Genomic DNA, 21,022 nt, shown 5'->3' with positions numbered 1-21,022 from the left:
TACTGCAGCGCAGAGGAGGCAGCGCTTTACAGCAAAAGCAGATGGTCCAATTTCATCTTGGTGAGCTCTTCGGTGAGGAACGCTTTCATTTCGCTTCCGGTATCGCAGCACATCGCCCGGTGCAGCATCCGCTGCGCGGTGCTGCTGTCGATGGCGGAAAGCATTTTTTTCACCTTTGGCACCGCCACCGGGCTCACGCTCACTTCGTCGATCCCCATTCCGAGCAGCAGCGGCGTCAGCAGCAGATTGCCGCCCATTTCGCCGCACATACCGACCGGTTTCCCTTCCCGCGCCCCGCTCTGAATCGTATGGTAGATCAGCCGCAGCACGCCGGGATTGTATTCGTCATAAAGCGCGGAAACCGTCTGGTTGGTACGGTCCACCGCGAGGGTATACTGGATCAGGTCATTCGTCCCGATCGAGAAGAAATCCACCTCGCGCGCAAAGATATCCGCGCAGACAGCGGTCGTCGGGATTTCAACCATGATGCCGACCTTGATCTCCCTATCAAACGGCACCCCTTCGCGCCGCAATTCCGCCTTGGCCCTTTTCAGCACCCGGTTGGCGGCATGCAGCTCTTCGATCGAGGAGATCATCGGGTACATGATGCGTATGTTTCCGTAGGCCGAGGCCCGCAGAATCGCGCGCAGCTGGGTCTTGAAAAGATCCTTGTTCTTTAAGCAGATTCGGATCGCCCGATATCCCAGAAACGGATTGTTTTCCTTATTTAAATGGAGGTATTCGATTTCCTTGTCGCCGCCGGCATCGAGCGTGCGGATAATGAGCGGCCTGGTACCGAGCGCTTCGGCCGCGGCCTTATAAGTTTCGAACTGTATTTCCTCTGAAGGCGGGACATCCTCCTGCATGAACATGAATTCAGTGCGGAAAAGCCCCGCGCCTTCGGCGCCGTTTTTCACCGCCTGAGCCGCGTCCTTCGCGCTTCCGATGTTCGCGCAGACCTCCATCCGTCTCCCATCAAGCGAGCGTCCCTCCACGGTGGCGTACCGCCCCAGATCCTGACGCAATTCCCGCAGGCTTTCAATGCGCCTTCTCACCTTGTCAAGCTCTTCCGGTTCCGGGTTGCAGTCCACCGTGCCCATCGTGCCGTTGACGACAAGCATCGATACGTTCCGACAGGACTTCATCGCATCCCTGACCCCGAACACCGCCGGGACGCCGAGATTGCGCGCCAGGATTGCCGTGTGGGAAGTCACGCCCCCCTGTTCGCAAACAATCCCGCGCAGGAAACGTTTGTCCGCCGAGATGAGCTGGGAGGGTTCCAGATCCCGCGCAATCAGGATTACATCCTCCTCCAGACGGGTCAGGTCGGCCGGTTCGACATCGAGGATGCGTTTCAAAAGGCTTGTGCTCACATCCTTGATGTCCATGATCCGTTCCCGGATATATTCGTCGTCCACCTCGCCCAGTTCCAACGCGATCGCGTCGACGTTCTGACTGAGCGCGTAGGCGCAGTTAAACCGTTCGTTTTCGATAATCGAGACCGTCTCATCGATGAGACTGGGATCGTCGAGCAGCGAAACATGCACGCCCATGATTTTGCGCTCATCCTCCGAGAGCTCCCGCTCCGGGTCTGACAGGAAATCGTTCATCTTCTGCCGCAGGCGCTCGACGGCACTATAAAATTTTTTCTTTTCTGCTTCGATCGCGTCCTTTGGAACCCGGCTGCGGCGGATGCGCAGCTCCTGCTCTTTCACCAGGAACGGTTTCGCCGCCGCAAGGCCCGGAGATGCACAGATACCTTTCATACAAGGGGCCCCCTTCGCTTACTCGTTAAAGTTCGCCGCCACCAGCGCTTCGATTGCTTCACAGGCCTGCTGTTCATCTTCGCCGGAAAAGGCCACATCGATTGTGCTTCCCTGTTTGATGCCCAGCGCCATGATGCTGATCGTGCTCTTTGCATTCTTGGTTTTGCCTTTGAAGGTGATCTCCACAGAGGATTTGAAACTCTGCGCAATCTTGGAAAAATCGGTGGCAGGACGGGCATGCAGCCCGCTCGGATTGGTGACCTTAAACTGCCTGGTAATCATAAAACATCAAACCTTTCATCTAATTCGTTTCCTGGGTCTCAGAGCAGTCCCAGAAGCTCATATGGATTTTCCGCGCGGCGGATTGCCTGTTTCTTTTCCGGCTGGTTGAGGATCTCGATCAGTTCTTCCAGCACCTTGATATGCGAAGTGTTGTTGTTTGAGAGCAGCACGATCACCAAGTCGACCGGATCGTTTTCCGCATTGTGGAACCGCACCGGTTTTTCCAGGGTGATCAGGCTCATACAGGGTCCTTCCAGCTCCGGCACCAACAGGTGCGGCATGGCCACCCCCTGGTCGATGACGATGTAGCCCCCCAGCTTCTTTTTGAGCTGGATCATGCGGTCGATGTGCTCCTGGGTGATGAGCCCTGCGCGCCGCAGAAGGTCGCCCCCGATCTGGATCGCTTCATAGCAGTTTCTCGCCGGGACGCCGGTGCGCACCAGGTCGGCAGTGAGCAGGGTGCCCAGGGTCGGGCTGCGTTTACGGCTCAGGTCCTGCATTTCGGTTTCAATATCCCTGGTAAGCTCGATCGAGAGCTTGATCTTTTCCTCTGGAGAGAGCTTCAGGGAACGGGACGCGATATTGATGGTCGCGCCGATATATTTATTCATATCCACATTCTGCATACGCAGCATGAATACATTCATCAGTTTATTGATGTCTTCCAGCTTCAGAAGCGGGTTGACTGTGACGCACTGGTAATGCGTGCTTTCCAGCGGAAGGGTCGAAATAATCAGGTCACAGTCGAGCGGAGACGCGGCGTTCACAAACTCGTTATAAGAAATCGTGCGCACCACGTTTACATTGGAAAAAAGCGCTTTGAGGCGGTTTTCGAGGATTTTGGAGGTCGCGATCGTATTGCCGCAGACAATGATGACGTCCTTTTTCATCTCCTCCGACTTGGTATTCTTATGGATACAGGCGATGATGTGCATCGCGATGTAAACCGCTTCCCGGTCGCAGACGCTGTCGCTCACGGGGCCCATCTTGTTCTGCATGACCTCCTGGAGTTTCTCCCGCACAACCGCGCAGACATCCGGGAAGGCCGCCTCGATTTCATTGAGCACAGGATTGTTCTCCGCCGGTACGTTGAGGATCAAACGGTAGGACATGACGCTCAGGTGGGTCGCCAGTTCCAGAATCGTGTTTTCATCCGCTTCAAATTCAAGATCCAGTCCGATCTTTACCGCTTCGATCAGCTCTTTGGAAATCAGCACATTGTCCACGTTGACATTCGGAGAGGCTCCGAACTTGCGCAGCGACATCCACTCGACATTGATCTGCAGCATCTCGTTTTCATCGAGTTCCAGCCCGGTGTGCATTTTAATGAAGCAGCGGATACGCTTATAGTCGATGCCGGATTTGCCATAGATCATCCGGCGCTCCTGCGGGGTAAACTGAAGGGAAAAGCCCTGCCGCACCCGCACGAAATTGATCAGCAGATAGAGGAACATGGCGCAGAAACCATTGTCCGAAATGCTGACCCCGTCGCTCTCCTGCAGCTGAGCGATGATCTTAAGAATTTCCTCCCGCCAAAGGGAGACCGCCTCGCTGAAAGCATCCATCCGGTAATGGTTGAATGCCGCCTGCGCCTGCATAAAATGCGCGCCGATCAGCTCCTGCTGGCGGGTTCCTGCGTCGAGCACCTCCCGCAGCAGCATCACACAGCCACGGCGGATATTGCGTTCACTGTCCTGCATCAGGATGCCCATATGCGGTTTTGAGACCATGCGGATTCCATAATCGTCCATCCATTTTTTGACCTTCTGGATGTCGTTGGAAATGGTTGCGCCGCTGACCTGCAGCTTTTCGGCAATGGCCGTGATGCTGGTTTTGGTTTCGCCGGTCAGCAGCATCCCAATGATCACCCGCACCCGTTCCTGCGAGGACATGATATAGTTGTTTGCATTGCCTGTTTTCAGGCGCATGCGGACCATGCCGTCCGCGTCGCCCAGGAAAACCCCGACGCTCGGCACCCGGGTGATTGGCGCGTGCCCGAACCCGGCAAGCCATTCGTCGATGATTTCCAGATCATTACGTACGGTACGCGCGCTGACCGAACGGTCCCGCGCCAGTTCAGCGATGGTTATCGGTTTTTCCGAATCGATCAGCTGTTCAATTGTTTCGATGCAGCGTTTGTAGAGCATGGTCTTCCCCTAATCCATCAGAGTGAGCAGTTGTGCAAAGGATTCAATTACATAATCCGGTTTTACCGGCGAATTTTCCAGTTTTCCAATCCCATAGGCGGCAAAGCAGGTTTTGATCCCCGCGCTGTGTCCCGCCATCAGGTCGGCTTCGCTGTCCCCCACCATCATCGCTTCCCCGGGCGGGCAGCCAGTGCGCCTAAGCATCTGCAAAATCGCATCCGGCTTTGGTTTGAGGACCGTGTTGCCGTCATCCGCGCAGATAAAGTCGAGGAGGGCATCGGCACGGATCAGCTCCATTTGTTTTTGTGCGACAGAGATCATCTTGTTGGAATAGACTCCCAAGGTTTTCCCTCGTTTTTGCAGGACTTCCAGCGTTTCCAAAACGCCTTCATACGGCGGGGCCCAACAGTTGTCATGGTACTCCTGTGTAAACTCCGAAAGCAACCGGGCGATCACCGCGGGATCTTCTGTGGCGGCCGCATGGGAAATAAAATGCTCGCCGCCGTGGTTGATATAGGTTGCAACGTCCCGCGCGGCTACCTGGGGCAGCCCGTTGCGCGCGAGGATGACGTTGACTGAAGCCGTGGCCCCGCAGAGGGAATCCACAAGCGTCCCGTCCACGTCAAAAATCAGCAGGTTTATTTTGTCCATCGTCTGGTTCCCCTTTGCATGGCAGTTGATAGCCTGTTTCGATCACGCTGTCCGCATCGGAAAGGTAACGCCGGGTGCGGTAGAGCCGGATGAGATTTTGTTCCCCTCCCCATTCTTCCAGAAGCCTGAGCGCGCCGGCCGCGCTTTCCTTCAGCCCAAACAGGAGAATCCCGCCCGGCCTGAGATATTCCAAGAGCTTTTCCAGCTCTTTTTCCGGCTGCGCAAGGTGTGCGAGGACCTGGAACAGGCAGATCACATCGTATCCGCCGCGCATGAGGCCTTTGGAGCTTGATAAAAACTCCAGGTTTTCATTTCGGAAGGTTTCCCGCGCAAAGCGGACCCGGTGCCGGTCGATGTCGTAGCCGGTCACACGACGGCAGTGCTGAGAGATCAAAAAGCTCCCCCATCCATATCCGCATCCAAAATCCAGCACCACCCTGTCAGCGTAATAGGGTTTCGCGAGCAGATAGGACGAAAACATCGGGCCGAGGAACCCATCCCTTTGGATGGTGTCCAAATATGCCTGCGCGTCTTGCATTGGGGCCTCCCGAATCATCATTTTTGAGTTTGCAGGCCATGTATCCTGATTGTTTTGAGGATACATGGCCTGCGGGTCACATTTAGAATAGGAAAAGGGACAACATGATAGTTATGATAACACGTTTTTAACGGTTATGCAAAGAGGGATGCAACTTTCGCAACGACGAATCCAACGGTGTTGAAGTCCATCGCTTCGTACGCGCCGCCGGTCGCCATCAGATGGCCGGTGAGCGGGAAGGTGATCGCAACTGCAAACTGAAGCAGGAAACCGGTGATGAAGGAGCTGAGCACGCAGTTTTTCAGTCCGCCATGCGCATTCGCGTAGACGCCGACCAGCGCACCTTCAAAGAAGTTGATCTGGACGCCCGGGACAACCACAGGCGAGAAGCCGGTGAATGCCATGATCAGGGTCGCGACAATCGAACCGAGCAGGCTGAAGATAAAGCCGACCATGACCGCGGTGCCCGCATACGGGAAAACGGTCGGATAGTCGAGGCCGAGTTTAGCATTCGGCAGGATCTTTTCAGCAACGCCCGAGAACGCCGGGATCAGTTCCGCCAGCATCATACGCACGCCATAGAGGATGACCGCGATGCCGCCGCCAAAGGTCAGGGACTGCAGGATCACATAGAGGACCCACGGAACGCCGGCCGCCAGACCGCGGACAACATCCGCGCCCGCGACGAAGGTGAAGATAAAGTTCATGACCATCATTGCCATGCAGCAGGCAATGATGCTGTCTTTCATCCAGTTGAGGGAAGCCGGGAAGCTGAGCTCTTCGGTGGATTTTCCGCCCTTTTTGAAGAGCCGTCCGCATTCGCCCGCAATCACGAGCGAGATTGCGCTCGGAACGAAGTTGCAGTGCTCGGTGGTGACCGGTTTCAGGTAATGGGCCGAAATAGTGGTTGCAATCCAGAAGTAGATACCGGAAATGATACCGCCCGCGATGATAACCGTCATGGTCGGGAAGCCCATGCTGCACAGGACGCTCGCCATAAAGCCGGTCCAGAACAGCTGCAGGTGCACGGTCAATGCAAGGTTTTTCCAGGGGGTGAACTTCGCAAGCAGGATGTTTACGACGAAACCGATGATGAAGATCAGCGCCGCTTCGGTGCCGAACTTGGCCATCGATTCGGAATATACCACCCAGTAAAGCGGCAGGACGCCGTCAACGCCCAGACCCTTCTGAACCAGTTCTGTCAGAAGGGTGATCGGCGGGCCAATGATGCCGGTACCTGCACTCAGGATCAGGTAACCCATCATAGTCTTTACCGTGCCCATCACGACGTCACCGAAGCCCTTCTTCAAGAACAGAAGGCCAATACAGGCGATGAGGCCAAGCATTACGGTCGGGTTTCCGAGAACATTGGTGATAAAATTGATTGCAAAATTCATGGGGACCCTCCTTTTCACACAACTCTTTCCGGTTTATAGGCTTCTTATGTATTTTCAGGAAGCGATCAGAGCTTCCATGCCGCCGTTGGGGTCTGTGTCGCCCAGATTCCGCCATCCAGGCCAATGGTCTGTCCGGTGATATAGCTCGCCTGCTTCGAGCAGAAGAAGCTGACCAGATCAAACGCGTCGTCGGTCTCTCCGAACCGCCGCAGCGGGATCTGGCAGAGTTTCGACTCGGCGCGGTTTTTGATAACGTCCTCCGCCATCGGGGTGTTCAGCACACCCGGCGCATAGCAGTTGACCCGGATGCCGTAAGGCGCAAGCTCCGCGGCCCAGACCCTGGTCAGCAGGATCATTCCGGCTTTTGCAGCGCCATAGGCGCCGGAACCGGTGTTCGGGAAGGTGGCGAGGATCGATGCGACATTGATGATGTTCGCATCGCGGTTTTTCATGTACGGGATCGCGGCGCGGGTGCAGTACATCGGGCCCATAAGGTTGACATTGACCATGAGCTGCAGATGCGCGTCGGTGGCGGTCTCGATCATGCCCTTGTGGAGCACGCCGGCATTGTTGATAAGCACATCGATTTTTCCAAAGCGTTTGCCGATGTCGTCAATTGCCTTGGTGACCTGTTCGCTGTTGCTGATGTCGACCGTATAGGTCACAAAGCGCTCGCGGTCAGGATTGACTTCCTCGACGACCTTGGCCAGGGTTTCCCCGTTGAGGTCGAGAAGACAGGCAATCGCACCTTCCTCATAGAAGCGGGTCGCGAGCTTCCTGCCCGCACCCTGCCCCGCGCCGGTGACTATGACAACTTTATCTTTGAAACTGTCCATTTCGCAAGAACCTTTCTATAGAAGACTTGGTATTACTCCGGAAGCAGGCCGTTCGCCTTTCCGTAGGCTTCCAGTTTGTCACGGATCTCCTGCTTGTTGACGAAGCTGTTCAGCTCGATCACGGGCTTGTCGATGCCCTGCATCAGGTAGGCCAGCTCATGGCCGATGAGGACCAGGTCTGCGGTGCGCGCGGCGCCTTTGCCGGTGGTGATGTCGCTGACTTCGAGCTTAGCTTCGATGCCCAGTTCTTTCAGCGCTTTTTCCGCGTTCATCTTCAGGATGACGCTGCTGCCCATACCGCAGCCGCAAATCGTTACCACATGCAACATTATTCTTCAACCTCCACATTATTAAATATTTCTGCGATCTCTTCTTCATTGTCGCAGGCGGCCATCTTTTGCAGCATACTTTCATCCTCGAAAATGGTTGCAATCGCCTGCAGGATATCCAGATGGAGACTGTCGTTGGTCCCGGCCAATCCGATGAGCATATGAACCGGGTCGTTTGACTCGTTTCCAAACTCCACCGGATTGGCCAAAGTCATAATACTGATACCGCTTTTGAGCACCCCGTTGGTGCTTTTCGCGTGAGGCATTGCCAGCCCTGGGGCAACCACGATATACGGGCCCAGCGTCTTTACCGTCTGGATCATTGCGTCCACATATTCATGTTTGACGTAACCATTCTGCTCTAAGATGGAACCGGTTTTTATCACCGCATCCTGCCAGTCCCGTACCGGAACTTTCAGTTTGATATCTCTAACATTCACTAAGTTCTTCATGGCTGTACCCCTTGTCTGGTTTCGTTCTAACGCTTAGAGTCCGTCAACGATTTCCTTTCCTGCGCTTGCGCCAATTCTGGTGGCGCCGGCTTCGATCATCGCCAGTGTGTCCGCCGTGGTGCGGATGCCGCCCGCCGCTTTCAGCCCGGTGGTCGGCTTGATCGATTTGCGGATCAGCTTCACATCGTCAACCGAAGTGGAACGCGGCAGCATCGCGGAAAATCCGGTGGAGGTCTTTACAATATCCACGCCATGTTTCTCTGCCAGCTCGCAGGCTTTCACGATCTGCGCTTCGGTGAGCAGCGGGGTTTCGATAATGAGCTTCACGATCGCGCCGGCATCGTGGCTTGCCTTGACAACGCCTTCGAGCTCTTCGTCCACGATATCATAGCGTTCGCTCTTCAGCGCGGAGACGTTCATCACAAGGTCGATCTCCTCGGCGCCAAGACGCAGGGCGTCTTTGCACTCCGCGATCTTTACCGACGGAGCGTCGAATCCGAGCGGGAAGCTGATGACGGTGCAGACCTTGGTGTCAGAGCCTTTGAGGACTTTTGCCGCTGTCGGGATCATATTCGGCAGGATGCAGACGCTTGCAAAATGATTGGCTTTTGCATCCTCGCAGAACGCGGTCACAAATTCTTCGCTATTGCCGGGTTTGAGGGTGGTCTGATCGATATACCGGGCTAACTCTGCTTTATTCATCTGAAACTCCTCCTTTATTCTTAAGCGTTGAAGCTGTCAACAATTTTGAAGGGCGAGCTGGTTGCAATGCGGGCCGCGCCGGCTTCGATCATTGCGATCGCGTCTTCCTTGGTGCGCACGCCGCCCGAAACCATAACTTTGATGTCGTCTCCGAAGTTGTCCTTGATCAGTTTGACCTGCTCGATGGTGGTCACATAGCCGTAGCCGGTGTTGGTCTTGAGGAACGGGATACCGAGCTCGATGGCGATTTCAGCGGCGTGTTTCTGCTCATCTTCGGTCAGCAGGGTCGCGCCGTAGATCATCTTCATGATTCTGCCTTCCATCAGGTCGACAAATGGTTTCAGGTCCTCTTTGACGTAGTCGAACCGGCCGGATTTGAAGGCGCTGATGTCCATCGAAACATCCAGTTCATCCGCACCATCCGCAAGCGCCTGCTTGGCCTGCGCGAGCTTTGCCTCGTGGGTCATGCCGTAAAGCGGGTAGGAGATGACGCTGACGAGCTGTTTGCCCGCCGCATGCAGGATATCCGCATTGTACTTGATAAAGAATGGTTCTGTCAGGGTGGTTGCAAAGTTATAATCGAGGGTCTTCTTTACAAATTCCGACACCTGGTCAAGTGTTGGGGCCGGAGTTGCACCCAGGGAAGCGTCAATGATTCTTTCCACATCGTTTCTGGTCACATTCATGCCGTGTTTCCTCCCTTAAAATATTGAAAAATTTGTTTCGAAAACACGCTTCTCCAAAGAAATGGTCTGTGTTTTTCGAACTCTTTATGTTCATCATAAATGTGCAATTCCGAGAAGTCAATTTGAAATACCCCCTCGACGTTGTGGCATTTTAATAATTAATGATTTGATCAGTTGAATTCTTTTATCATTATTTGATACCGCGGCCTCCTTTTAATCGGTCAAAATGTCCAAAAGTGAACACTTTTCCAAAATTAAAAATATTCTCGCTTTTCAAATAAAACTTTTTTTCTCTTCCAATTTATTCCTGATTTTGGTAACAAAAATCCTTTCTTCCTCCAAAACATCCTGTTTCCGGAGCAATGGGACTGCATTTTACCTGTAAAACCTTTCGTTTTTCAAACTGTATTCTCATTTTGCGCGCCGTTTGTTTTTGAAAATCCGGGAAATCGTTTATTTCCTCATTCGGAAATTTCCCCGGAAGGGGCCGGGCTTATAATGTGTGTGAAACGTCACCGCGCCGCAACCGGCGCCATCCCATTTTGTAAAGGAGGACCATGACCGCTATGATTGAAAGAACCTTTGTGATGCTCAAACCCGATGCCGTCAAACGCGGGCTCATCGGCGAAATCATCCACCGGATCGAACGCAAGGGTTACCGCATCTGCGAAGCCAAAACCATGACTCTTTCCGAGCCGATCCTGCGGGAGCACTATGCACATCTGACCGGCAAACCGTTTTTCCCTGAAATTTTGGCCTACATGACCAGCGGGCCGGTGTTCGCCATGATCGTCGAAGGCGAAGACGCCATTCACGGCGTGCGTACCCTGATGGGCCCGACCAAAGCCTGCGATTTTACCGCTGGGACGATCCGCGGGGATTACGCCACCTCCACCTCAATGAACGTCATCCACGGCTCCGATTCCCCAGAAAGCGCCGATGCGGAAATAAAACGCTTTTTCGGCTGAAAACTGCAAAAAAGGCCGCGTCCGATTGGACGCGGCCTTTTTTACAAACATTTTTCTTTATTCGCCCAGGATCTTCCGCGAAAGCTGCAAGGCGCGCAGGACCGCCGCATCCATGTTGTAATAGCGGTAATCCGCGAGCCGGCCGCAGAGATAAAAATTCGGCAGCTTCCGGGCGAGTCCCGCGTACTGCTGGTAACGGGCCTGGTTTTCCGGATTCGCAATGACGTAGTACGGGATATTCCCACGTTTTCCATGCGGATCGTATTGAAGCGGGTATTCCTTCAGGATGGTGGTTTTGCCAGCAATCTGCTGACCGGTCAGCTTTTTGAACTCGGTGATGCGGGTGAATGCCTCCTCATTCGGATAGTTGACCACCGCGGCGGGCTGAAAGCTCGTACAATCCTTCTGCTCGAACCGCAGGTCGAGCGAACGGTACGGCAGCGGCCCAAACCTGTAGCCGAACATCTGATCGATCGCACCGGTAAAGACGACCGGGCCATGGAACCGTTCGCCCCACGCATGTATCTCTCCTCCGTCAATATCAAGCGTCAGGACTTCCTTGGCGTCACAGCAGAGCCGCGTCTCGATCCCCGGCCCCGCCAGCAGCTTCTCAAAGATCGGTGTGTAGCCGTCCACCGGCATATACTGCCAGCTGTCCTGGAAATACCGGTCGTCGTCCCCGAGCACGACCGGCACCCGGTTGATAACCGACCGGTCAACCTGATCGGTCGGAGTCCCCCACTGCTTTGCGGTATAATGCAGGAACACCTTCTCGAACACAAACTGCCCAAACTCCCGAACGACCGGATCTTCCGCATTCATCAGGTCGAGCACCGACGCGGTACGCTTTCCCGGAAACATACAGGAGAGCTCCTCTTTGACCGCTTTCGCACGTTCGGCTGGATAGAGCGTATCGAGCGACCGGTAATTAAACGGGATAGGCACGAGCTGGCCGTCGATTTTTCCGAGCACCCGGTGCTCGTATGGAAACCACTCTGAAAACCGCTGAACATACTGTGAAACTTCCTGCGAAGAAGTGTGGAAAATATGCGGCCCGTACCAGTGGACCAGCACGCCGTTTTCGTCCGTGGAATCATACATATTTCCGCCGATATGGCTGCGTTTTTCCAAAACGAGCACCCGCTTGCCCGCGTCCGCCAGCTCCCTGGCCACAACCGCGCCGGAAAATCCCGCGCCTACAATGATTGCGTCGTATCTCATGCCAGTCCTCCCACTATTTTGCTTTCACAAAGATGTGATAGATTTTTTTGAGCTTTTCCCGCCCAGCGCTGCCCTTCGGCAGGAAACGGTCAACCACCCGCCGCGGCAGGCCAAGAATCCCGCGGAAAAATCCGCGCAGGCCGCGTTCGCGGTAAAGACCGTTGGCCACATGCCAGGCATTGCCCGCGTCCATCCGGAAGATCAGCTGCTCATAGTACGGCGTGCGGCGCGCATAATCCCAGAAATACCGCGCAAGGTCCTCGTCCGGACGGTGCCATGGCTTCATAAATCCCGCGTAATGGATGATTTTCGGCGCCGCATGGGCCTTTTGATATTCTTTGTAGACAGCATCCGGCGCATAGACCACCACATTGTTCACCCGGTAGTGGTCACAGTCAGTGATGAGGTTCCAGGCCATGTCGAGATACTTCACCCGGCCTTCGCAGTAAAGGTTCAGCACATCCTGGTCGTTATATTTATAGGGATGGGTTGCAAAGGTCAGCCACTCGGAGAGGGAATATGCCTTCCGCATTTCCGCCGTATTAAAAAGCAGCACGCCCGCCTGGAAGTAATTGTAGGGGTCCTTCATCGGAAGGCCCTTTTTGCAGTATGCGGCGGTCGCCGGGTTCGCGCCGTTTATCTGTCCGAGAAAATCCGGATCGCGCGCCGCAGCGAGCAGATATCCCTCCACATCGGTTTCATAGAGCTTTGCGACGTCCTCCTGCGCAACCAGATCACAGTCAAGATACAGCACCTTACCGCACCCGGGAAGGATTTCCTGGATCAAAAAGCGGAAGTAGGTCTCCACGCTGATGTGGGCATTCGCTTTAAGTTCATAACCGGAAAGCAGTCGCGCGGCATTGAAAAACCGCAGGGAAATGTTCGGTTTCCCTTTTAGCATGCCCAGCAGGATGTCCTTATTCTCTCTGGTCACATCCGATTCCAACAGCACGAGATCATAATTTTTGCCCGGGGCGGCATGCTCGATCACCGACTGGATGCAGGTTGCCGCGACTGGGACAAAGTTGTTGTTGGCCGCGAACACGACCGGGATTTCATTTTCCGGGAACGCCGGCGCGAGCATCCGCTGCGGGTCGGTGTCCGCGAAAAGGACGCACTGCAATTCCTTTGTTTTAAGCGTTCTGCCCCGTTCCTGCAGATATATGTAATAAATGCCGAACAGGCGCTCCGAAAGATGCCCCGGCGTGCGCAGGGCTTCCTGGCTGTAGCGGGACATATCGGTACGTTTTTCAAATTCCGCGAGTACGGCGAACATCCACGCACAGTAATCCGCAAAAATTTCCTTTCTGAGGATGTACATGTTGCAGAAGCTGGTGGTGTGCCCCTCACAATGCTTTTTCGCCGCCAAAGAGTAGGCCGGGAACTTCTCGTCGATGATTTCCCGGATGGTTTGCAGGTCCTTTGCGTGCAGCTTTTGCGCCTTCGCATACTGGTCGTCCACCGAGGAAAAACGCTCCGGCATCCTGCGCAGATCCTTGCGGGTCGTGGTGATCACATCATACCGCGCGACCAGATCCGCTATCGTCTGGTCGTCAAAACCGTATTTTTGGGCGGCATTCGCATCGACATAATCTTCGAGGACGTTTCCCCATGGGTCTTCTTCATAAACGGTATCCGAAAAATTAAAATACCGCCGGTAGTGGCAAAAGCCGTAATAGTCCGCGTCCAGGTTCTTCCACGCCCAGTATTGGGCGGTCAGCTCGCAGTACATCGGATTTTTATCCGAGATATTCTCCCCTTCGTCGTCGTGCAGCATGTCCGGAAAACGCACCCTCGCGTTCGCCGCGCCGACTTGGATCGGCAGGAGAATTTCGCTTTCGGGATGATCGGCCTCTTTATGGCAGGAAATCAGGATTTTGATATTCGGCATTACGGGTCCCCTTTCAAGATTTGCAAAAGCCTGCGCGAAAGCGTGGCGGCGGGCTTTTCCACCAGCCGGTAATGCAGCGCGGCAACAAGAAATACAAACACGAGCGTCAGAAGGAACGCGGCTGTATAGCCGGTACGCGGCGCGAGCAGGGTCATCGCAAGGCTTCCATAGGTCATATGGGTCAGATAGACCGAGAAGCTGAGCTCCGCCACGCCATCTACCAGAGTGTTAGGGCGGAGCTTTTCGTCGAGCAGCATCGCCACAGCGAACAGCAAAAACGCGTACGCAAACGAGACAAGGTACGGCGACTGTTCATAGTAGTCGGGCTTGAAGAATGCGATCCCCTTTAAAAGCAGCAGGTAATCGACGGCGCCGAGCACGGCGAAGCTCCAGAAGCCGATCTTCCCCTCTTTGAGGTAGTAAAGCAGCATCCCGCAGACCGGAAACGCCACATACCAGGACAGTTCGATCACATTGCGTGCCGCGTCGGGCAGCGGCAGCCACAGGGCAGCGCAGTAGCCGCCCGCCAGCACCGCTTCCATTGCCACGGCAACAGCAAATGGATGGCGTCTGATCCAAGGGTAAAAGAGGAAGCCAAGCAGATAGAAAAGCAGCGTCGGGAATAAAAACCAGGTCGTACCGTTGATAACGTCCGGCACACCCACAAAATAATTTGCAAGCGTCGCGCCCATCACCCACTGGCGCGGCGAAAACTGTGCCCACCAGGTCGGCCCGGTCACGAGCGAAACGAGATACTGAAACAGGTAGAAGCTCGCGAACGAGAGGATAAGCGGTGGAAAGATCCTGAGCACCCGTTTCACACCGAAGGCGAGCCGCCCTCCCCCGCCCCCCGCGGCAAGCAGATAACCGCTCACCAGGAAAAAGAGGATCACGCCGAGCCCGCCAAACGACTGGACGATGCCCAGCGGGCGGTTCAGAGTGTTTTCCACCAGCTGCCCGAGCCGCCAGTCCGGGTTGCGAAAGGGGCCCAGATGGTCCCACACGACCATCGCGAGCGCCAACACCCGCAGGAAATTCAGAAAGGGATATTCCTTTTTCGGCGGCGTGGGAACCGGCGGCCGCTGCGGCGCAATTTCCTGCGCGGCGGCTTCCGATTCCGCCACGCTCACAAGCCCGTGTCCGCCGGTCTCCATATCGTGGATATAGGCGTCGGTCACTTCCCCTGCGTCCCCAATCATCTGCACCACACCGCGCTTGAGCCAAACGGCGCGCTTGCAGAGCTTTTTGACCTGATCGGAAGAATGCGAAACAAAGATGAGCGTCGCGCCCGCGTCGATCATTTCCTGCATTTTGCGCTCGCATTTCTGCTGGAACAAAAAGTCCCCGACCGCAAGGATTTCGTCTACAATGAGGATGTCCGGCACAACCATCGTCGCAATTGAGAAGCCGAGCCGAGCCACCATACCGGAGGAGAAGTTCTTGACTGGCACGTCCGCGAAATCCCAGAGCTCCGCGAAATCCATGATCTCCTGATATTTCGACTCCATGAAAGCGGTGTCGTAGCCGAGCACCGCGCCGTTGAGGAAAATATTCTCCCGCGCGGTCAGGTCCATATCGAAGCCTGCGCCCAGCTCAATGAGCGGCGCGACGCTCCCGCGCACCGTGACCGACCCTTTCGTCGGATAGAAGATGCCGGAAATCACCTTGAGCAGCGTGCTCTTGCCGCAGCCATTTTCGCCGATAATGGCGAATGGCTCGCCGCGCTTCACGGTGAAGCTCACATTGCGCAACGCGTAAAATTCGTCGAACAGGAGCTGACGCTTGAGCATTTTGACCACATATTCCTTGAGGTTGTCGACCTTCTCACGCGAAAGGTTGAAGCGCATCGAGACGTTCTGCACTTCCACAATATTTTCAGTTTGCTGTGCGTCCATGGTTTCACCGTCCTTTGCGCGTCAGATATGCAGGATAAAATTTGCCTGTTTGCGTTTGAAAAGCCACATGCCCACCAGCAGCGCCGCAGCGCACCAAAAACAGCTCGCCAGCGTGTTTTGGACCGTCGGCAGCCGTCCATAGAGCACGATCTCCCGAAAGCAGTCGATAAACTGGAAAAGGGGGTTTAACCGGATGAGCGGCTGCACCGTTTCCGGTATGCTCGCGATCGGATAGAAAATCGGGGTAAGATACATCCAGGCAGTGGTGCAGACCCCATAGAGATGGGTCGTGTCCCGGAAATACACCGCGCAGACCGAAAGGATCAGCCCGATTCCCATTGAGAAAAGCAGCACATAACAAAGCGGCAGCGGGAACAGCAGAATCACCGGCGTGACCGGCGTGCGGGTCGCAAACATCACGATCACCACCGCGACAAGCGAAAAAAGCAGCGTCACAAAGCAGGAAAGTACCCGCGAAACAGGGAAGATATATTTGGGTACGTAGACCTTCTTGATGAGCGAGGCGTTTCCGATGATCGAGCCCATCGCCATGTTAGTGGATTCAGAAAAGAAGGTGAACATGATCTGACCGGTGATGAGATAGATGGGGTAATTGGGGATGTCGAACCGGAACATGTACGAAAAGACGATCGACATGACCACCATCATGAGCAGCGGGTTGAGTAAGCTCCACAGGTACCCGAGCACCGAACGGCGGTATTTTACCTTGAGATCCCGCTGCACCAGCCGTATGAGCAGCGCTTTATATTTTTTCCATTTATCGAGCTGCGCGTTCAGTTCATTCATTGTTGTTTCTCCGTCAGGTTTCACCTGCCAAGCAGGATTCGTTTGAGTTTTTCATAGCCCGAAAGCCCCACATGCAGCCGGTTGAGCTGCCGCAGCAAAAAGCCCTTTTTGCGGATCGCCGCATAGATTTCCGGGTTCTTCCCCCGCACATAGGTTTCCCATGACATCCCCGCTTTACGCCCGGCCATGCGGTCGGGCAGATAGATGTAAAGGGTGGTCAGATGGTCGGCCGCCGCCTGCGCAATGCGGAAAAAGCAATAGTTTCGCACGTCCGGGGACATTTTGGCCGTCCCGTAGACCTCCAAAAGCCGCCGGACGATCTGCGCGCGGTGGGCGGCATATTTCGCCCGGTTTTTCGGCGAAGTCGACTGCGCCGGATTGCCGACCAGATAGCGGTAGATGTCAAGATCGTAATAGACAACGCTCTTCGCAGAGAGAAAGGGCAGGATCACATATTCCTCGTCCACAAAGAAGATCCCGTCCTGCATCTGAAAACCGCTCTCCCGCAGAAGTTCTGTACGGTAGGTGGTCGAATGGATGCAGGGCGCATTTTCGCGGCATGGGGAAAATCCCGTGTAGACTTTTTCGTACTCCACGCCGGAAAACCGAAATGGCAGTTCCTCCCCGCTTCCCATCACGACCCGTCGGTAGTTGGTCTGCACCACATCCGCACCGCAGTCGCGCAGCTTTTCGACGAACCGCACCAATTCTTCGGTATCGACCCAGTCGTCCGCATCGACAATCCGGAAATATTTTCCCCGTGCCAGCGCCATCGCCGCGTTGATTGATCCGCCGTAGCCCCGGGAATCCCGCCGCAGGAGGGTGAAAATCTCCGGATAACGGTCCACAAAACCCTGTGCGATGGAAGCGGTCTCATCTTCGGAGGCATTGTCGAGCACGATTACCTGCACTTTTCCAGCTAACCGCTCATCCGCATAGGACGGCAGGTTCTTCGGCAGGTGCTTTTCCATATTATAGGACGGCACCGCGATCGTCAGTACCCGTTCCATCAGGCGTTCCTCCTCCGTCTCAGTTTTTCCACAAGCCCGTGCGGCAAAAGCCCGACCGCCAGCGGCTTTATCACATATGGCAGCGCGCCAGGCAGCATTCCCAGTTCCCCGAACCGGCAGAAACGGGTGACTGCTTCGTTGACCCGGTGGCGGTATCTGCGTTTTTTCCAATCGTCTGGGCCCACCTGGTAGGAGAACAGCTTCTCCTGCAAATTATATCCGGTATAGCCCTTTGCATAGAGACGCAAAAGCAGGTCGTAATCCTCGCAGAGCACCGCCCGCTTCGATTCGCTGTAGCCGCCCACGGCGCGCACCGCATCCGCGCGAAAGATAAGCGAAGGATGGATAAACGGCATTGAGAACCGGAAATCCTCCTTTTGGGGGTATTCGGGAAATCTGCGTTCACCGCAGGTTTCCCCGCCGCAGAAGATATTCACATTGCAGCCCACGAAGGCAGTTTCCGGATGCGCGTCCAAAAACGCGACCTGACTTTCAAAGCGCTTCGGCAGGGAGAGATCGTCCGCGTCCTGCCGCGCAAAGAGTTCGCCCCGAGCCGCTTTGATGCAGCAGTTGAGCTTCTCCGGCAGAGTTTTCGCGCCGCTGCCGCGCAGGACCCGCACCCTTCCGTCACGCGCGGCGTAACCGTCCAGCAGCGCCTGCGCCGCAGCGGACGAGCCGTCGTCGCAGATGAGAAATTCAAAGCCGGAAAAGGTCTGCGCGAGCACCGATTCGACAGCGGCCGCAAGACCGGCAGTCCCCTCTCCCGGCAGGTAAACGCCCATCAAAACCGAAACGCGCGGCATGTGAACACCTCCCACTCACTTTTCCAAAAGCCCATATGCGGCGAGCACTTTCGGCGCGGCGGCCTCCAACGTGAAGCCCCGGGATTTTTCCCGCGCCGCCTTCCCGTATTCTGTCCGCTTTCTAGGGCTGTTATAAAGCTCTAAAAGCGCCTTCGCAAGCAGATCCCCGTTTTCCGATGGAAACAGAAATCCTGTTTTTCCCGCGTCCACCAGCTCCCTGTGGCCCTTGATATCGCTCACAGCGGCGGGCAGGCCGCAGGACATCGCTTCCATCAGATGAAACGGCAGGCCCTCCGAACGGCTCGTGGAAACCACCGCGTCGCACAGCGGATAGAGCGCGGCCATATCCGCAACGCTCCCAAGGAAATGTACCGCATTTTCAATTTGCAGCTTTTGTGCAAATTTCCTGCAATTTTCCAATTCTTCCCCGTTTCCGGCAAGCAGCAGTTTTGCCCGCGGCATCTCCGGCAGCGCTTTCGCAAACCCTTCGAGCAGGAGCCTCTGATTTTTGCGCTTTGAAAATTCCGCCGCATAAATAAACAGCACTTCGCTGTCCAAAAATCCCTGTTCCCGGCGGTTTTCCAGCCGCTTTGCCGCAGGGAGCGGGACAAACCGGGCCCCGTCGAACCCCATTCCCGGGATTGGGACAAGCCGTCCGCGGCACAGGTGGTATTTGCGTGCAAGCGCGCGGTCCTCCCGATTCATGACCATGAGCGTACCAGTCACGCGCGCGCAGAGGATTTCCGGCAGCAGGTAAATCCATTTGCGCACCCCTTTATCGGAGAACAGATAGCCGTGGCAGGTGTAGGCGACCCTGGGGCGCTTTCGCATTGTCAAAACCGCCGCGCGGATCACCGCGCCCGCAAGGGTGGTATGCGCGCTCACAAGATCGAACCCCTCCCGTTTCAGAAGCCGCCGGGCGCGCAGGATCGCCAGCAGGTTGCGCGGGCTCATGAGCCGCTTGCAAAACGGCAGCTCCACCACATGGCCTGCAAACGGAACCGGTTCAGCCGTTCCGGCTGCCACCCAAACCTCCCAGCCGCGCTCCTCGAAGGCGCGCAGATAAGGAAGATGGAAATTTTTGATATGGGAGACTGTGGAGGCGCAGAAAAGCACCTTTTTCATCCTGATTTCCAGCCTTTCCTTTCCAGCCGCGAAAAAAGGGCTTCCCGCGGGAAACCCTCCTTGCGTCAATCCCGGCCGCTGCGGGAAGCGGAGCGTGCGCGGTCGTCGGGCTCCTCGTCCGCGTTTTTAGAGGAGTCCCTGTCCGCCTGTTCGGAACGGTCTTTTTTCGGGGATGTTTTCTTCTTTTTGGCATCCTCCGCACGTTCCTTGTCGTCCCGGGTATCTTCCTCATCTTCGGATTCCTCCGCATCCATATCCTCATCCTCGGAAGAGGACGCGAACGCTTCCGGATGCGCGGCAGCCCATTCGGCGTAGTCCTTCTGCTGTTTTTGCCAGATACGGTTTACGACCTCCTGCGAAACCTCATATTCCGCCGGATCGAAATCTCCATAGAGAAATTCGTGCATGATCCGCACCGCTTCCTCATGGTCGAGCATGGTCATACTGCGGCCGTCATCAGTGAGCTTGCTGCCGGCCATCCCTTTGAGCGGCATGGTCATCTGTTTAAGCTGTACACCGAGAAAGCCCGGCGCTTTCGGCACCAGTGAAGTGATTTCTTTTTTGGTAAAATTGGTTTCCACAAGCGGCAACGCCACATTGAGCAGCGCGTCAATCTCCTTCAGATTCAGGCTTTTGGTCTGGTTGATCGCCGCCTGCAGGACGTTGCGCTGGCGCTGAACGCGCACATAATCGCTGTCTATCAGCCGCTGGCGGCCATATGCGAGCGCATCGAAGCCGTCCAGATGGTTGAGGCCCGGCTTCACGGGATGGCGCGTGGTCGAATTGGTGGGAATTTCGCCATTGAGCGCGGCGGCTTCCTGCTCGGTGAGGGTGATGTCCACGCCTCCGATCGCATCGATCAGCTGGGACGCCGAGCTCACATTGACCCGCGCATACCGGCGCACGTCGATCTCAAACTGATCGCGCACCGCCCGGAGCATCGCGTCGGCGCCGCCGAAAGCAAACGCATGGGTCAGCCAGTCCTCACCGCCCGGCGCGCCTTCTATCTCCACGCCGATCGAGCGTTCCAGGCTCACCAGCCGCGCCGTGTGTTTTTTCAGATTGAGGCTTAAAAGCATGCAGGCGTCGGCACGCGCGCCCGCCTGCAGGCCGGTTTCAAAATCCTCGCTCGTACCGCCGACTGCGCGTTCGTCGGTACCGAGCAGCAGAATGTTCAGGTATTCGAGCGCCGCGATCCCGCTCGCCTTGGTGCCATCTTCGTTTTTCCATTCCTCTTCCGCAACTTCGTTGCCGGTGTAGTTGATCCGGTCCAGTTTCGACTGAAAGTAACTCCACGCGCCAATCCCAACCAATCCGATCAGGATCAACACGCCCAAAATTGCAACCCACCAGCCGGGATTCGCCCGCCGGGGTATCTTTTCCATATCCATGTGATACATCCTTTAACGACTTGGCCATTCGGCCTGTAAAGCTTCCATAAAAACGGTATGATTATAGTTCGTTTGACAGGGACTGTCAATCAGGATTTGCAGTATTTCCCTGGATTTCCTGCATT

20 protein-coding genes are annotated in these 21,022 nt (G+C 55.5%); 1 reads left to right on the top strand and 19 read right to left on the bottom strand.

The annotated features are described in order from the left end of the window. Positions 1 to 26: 26 nt before the first annotated feature. The 11 genes from ptsP to deoC (DWV16_RS06010) all read right to left on the bottom strand — a co-directional run bounded on the left by ptsP (position 27) and on the right by deoC (DWV16_RS06010) (position 9,786). Entirely contained in the window at positions 27 to 1,766 is a 1,740-nt protein-coding gene (gene ptsP, locus DWV16_RS06060; protein WP_118478231.1) for a phosphoenolpyruvate--protein phosphotransferase, read from the bottom strand. A gap of 18 nt (positions 1,767 to 1,784) precedes the next feature. Next, positions 1,785 to 2,048, bottom strand: a complete 264-nt coding sequence (locus tag DWV16_RS06055) for an HPr family phosphocarrier protein (RefSeq protein ID WP_066460082.1) — start codon at positions 2,046 to 2,048, stop codon at positions 1,785 to 1,787. Positions 2,049 to 2,086: 38 nt separating this feature from the next. Continuing rightward, the gene (locus DWV16_RS06050) at positions 2,087 to 4,195 is read right to left on the bottom strand and encodes a PTS sugar transporter subunit IIA (protein ID WP_118478229.1); all 2,109 of its coding nucleotides are present in this window, start codon (positions 4,193 to 4,195) and stop codon (positions 2,087 to 2,089) included. 9 nt (positions 4,196 to 4,204) lie between these two features. Further along, entirely contained in the window at positions 4,205 to 4,846 is a 642-nt protein-coding gene (locus tag DWV16_RS06045) for an HAD family hydrolase (RefSeq protein ID WP_066460084.1), read from the bottom strand. Next, positions 4,818 to 5,384 carry a bifunctional 2-polyprenyl-6-hydroxyphenol methylase/3-demethylubiquinol 3-O-methyltransferase UbiG gene (locus DWV16_RS06040; RefSeq protein WP_066460085.1) on the bottom strand — a complete coding sequence of 189 codons (567 nt, stop codon included), beginning with the start codon at positions 5,382 to 5,384 and terminating at the stop codon, positions 4,818 to 4,820. Before DWV16_RS06040 ends, DWV16_RS06045 begins: the two co-directional genes overlap by 29 nt. Before the next feature lie 134 nt (positions 5,385 to 5,518). Next, positions 5,519 to 6,781 (bottom strand): PTS transporter subunit IIC, encoded by a 1,263-nt coding sequence (locus DWV16_RS06035; protein ID WP_066460086.1) that lies wholly within the window; start codon positions 6,779 to 6,781, stop codon positions 5,519 to 5,521. A 65-nt stretch (positions 6,782 to 6,846) separates the two neighbouring features. Further along, positions 6,847 to 7,617: an SDR family NAD(P)-dependent oxidoreductase gene (locus DWV16_RS06030; protein WP_066460087.1), complete on the bottom strand. Its 771-nt coding sequence runs from the start codon at positions 7,615 to 7,617 to the stop codon at positions 6,847 to 6,849. 32 nt (positions 7,618 to 7,649) lie between these two features. Next, the gene (locus DWV16_RS06025; RefSeq protein ID WP_079988328.1) at positions 7,650 to 7,946 is read right to left on the bottom strand and encodes a PTS sugar transporter subunit IIB; all 297 of its coding nucleotides are present in this window, start codon (positions 7,944 to 7,946) and stop codon (positions 7,650 to 7,652) included. After that, complete coding sequence (locus tag DWV16_RS06020) at positions 7,946 to 8,398, bottom strand: PTS sugar transporter subunit IIA (RefSeq protein WP_066460088.1); 453 nt, start codon at positions 8,396 to 8,398, stop codon at positions 7,946 to 7,948. The genes DWV16_RS06025 and DWV16_RS06020 overlap by 1 nt, the downstream gene beginning before the upstream one ends. A 33-nt stretch (positions 8,399 to 8,431) precedes the next feature. Next, on the bottom strand, positions 8,432 to 9,100 hold the full coding sequence (gene deoC / locus DWV16_RS06015) for a deoxyribose-phosphate aldolase (protein ID WP_066460089.1): 669 nt from the start codon (positions 9,098 to 9,100) through the stop codon (positions 8,432 to 8,434). Positions 9,101 to 9,120: 20 nt separating this feature from the next. Further along, a complete protein-coding gene (gene deoC, locus DWV16_RS06010) occupies positions 9,121 to 9,786 on the bottom strand; it encodes a deoxyribose-phosphate aldolase (protein WP_066460090.1) in 666 nt (221 codons plus the stop codon). Positions 9,787 to 10,352: 566 nt separating this feature from the next. Between deoC (DWV16_RS06010) and ndk the strand changes: the two genes are divergently transcribed. Further along, positions 10,353 to 10,754 carry a nucleoside-diphosphate kinase gene (gene ndk / locus DWV16_RS06005; RefSeq protein ID WP_066460091.1) on the top strand — a complete coding sequence of 134 codons (402 nt, stop codon included), beginning with the start codon at positions 10,353 to 10,355 and terminating at the stop codon, positions 10,752 to 10,754. A 57-nt stretch (positions 10,755 to 10,811) separates the two neighbouring features. On the opposite strand, the gene glf is transcribed toward ndk, so the two are convergent. The 8 genes from glf to DWV16_RS05965 all read right to left on the bottom strand — a co-directional run bounded on the left by glf (position 10,812) and on the right by DWV16_RS05965 (position 20,891). Further along, positions 10,812 to 11,975 (bottom strand): UDP-galactopyranose mutase, encoded by a 1,164-nt coding sequence (gene glf / locus DWV16_RS06000; protein WP_118478227.1) that lies wholly within the window; start codon positions 11,973 to 11,975, stop codon positions 10,812 to 10,814. Positions 11,976 to 11,988: 13 nt separating this feature from the next. Then, positions 11,989 to 13,866, bottom strand: a complete 1,878-nt coding sequence (locus DWV16_RS05995) for a DUF4422 domain-containing protein (RefSeq protein WP_118478225.1) — start codon at positions 13,864 to 13,866, stop codon at positions 11,989 to 11,991. Then, entirely contained in the window at positions 13,866 to 15,761 is a 1,896-nt protein-coding gene (locus tag DWV16_RS19840; RefSeq protein ID WP_158572800.1) for an acyltransferase family protein, read from the bottom strand. The genes DWV16_RS05995 and DWV16_RS19840 overlap by 1 nt, the downstream gene beginning before the upstream one ends. 21 nt (positions 15,762 to 15,782) lie before the next feature. Continuing rightward, a complete protein-coding gene (locus tag DWV16_RS05985; RefSeq protein WP_118478223.1) occupies positions 15,783 to 16,568 on the bottom strand; it encodes an ABC transporter permease in 786 nt (261 codons plus the stop codon). A gap of 20 nt (positions 16,569 to 16,588) precedes the next feature. Continuing rightward, entirely contained in the window at positions 16,589 to 17,578 is a 990-nt protein-coding gene (locus tag DWV16_RS05980) for a glycosyltransferase family 2 protein (RefSeq protein WP_118478221.1), read from the bottom strand. Further along, entirely contained in the window at positions 17,578 to 18,381 is an 804-nt protein-coding gene (locus tag DWV16_RS05975; RefSeq protein ID WP_066460096.1) for a glycosyltransferase, read from the bottom strand. The genes DWV16_RS05980 and DWV16_RS05975 overlap by 1 nt, the downstream gene beginning before the upstream one ends. Positions 18,382 to 18,396: 15 nt before the next feature. Beyond that, positions 18,397 to 19,506: a glycosyltransferase family 4 protein gene (locus tag DWV16_RS05970; RefSeq protein ID WP_118478219.1), complete on the bottom strand. Its 1,110-nt coding sequence runs from the start codon at positions 19,504 to 19,506 to the stop codon at positions 18,397 to 18,399. Positions 19,507 to 19,571: 65 nt separating this feature from the next. Next, entirely contained in the window at positions 19,572 to 20,891 is a 1,320-nt protein-coding gene (locus tag DWV16_RS05965) for an LCP family protein (RefSeq protein WP_158572799.1), read from the bottom strand. Positions 20,892 to 21,022: the final 131 nt, after the last annotated feature.

Origin of the sequence: Anaerotruncus sp. AF02-27, from assembly GCF_003465835.1 — a bacterium.
Lineage (GTDB): Bacteria > Bacillota > Clostridia > Oscillospirales > Ruminococcaceae > Anaerotruncus > Anaerotruncus rubiinfantis.
The sequence above is the reverse complement of the archived record's forward strand: the minus strand, read 5'-3'. Positions and strand labels throughout refer to the sequence as shown.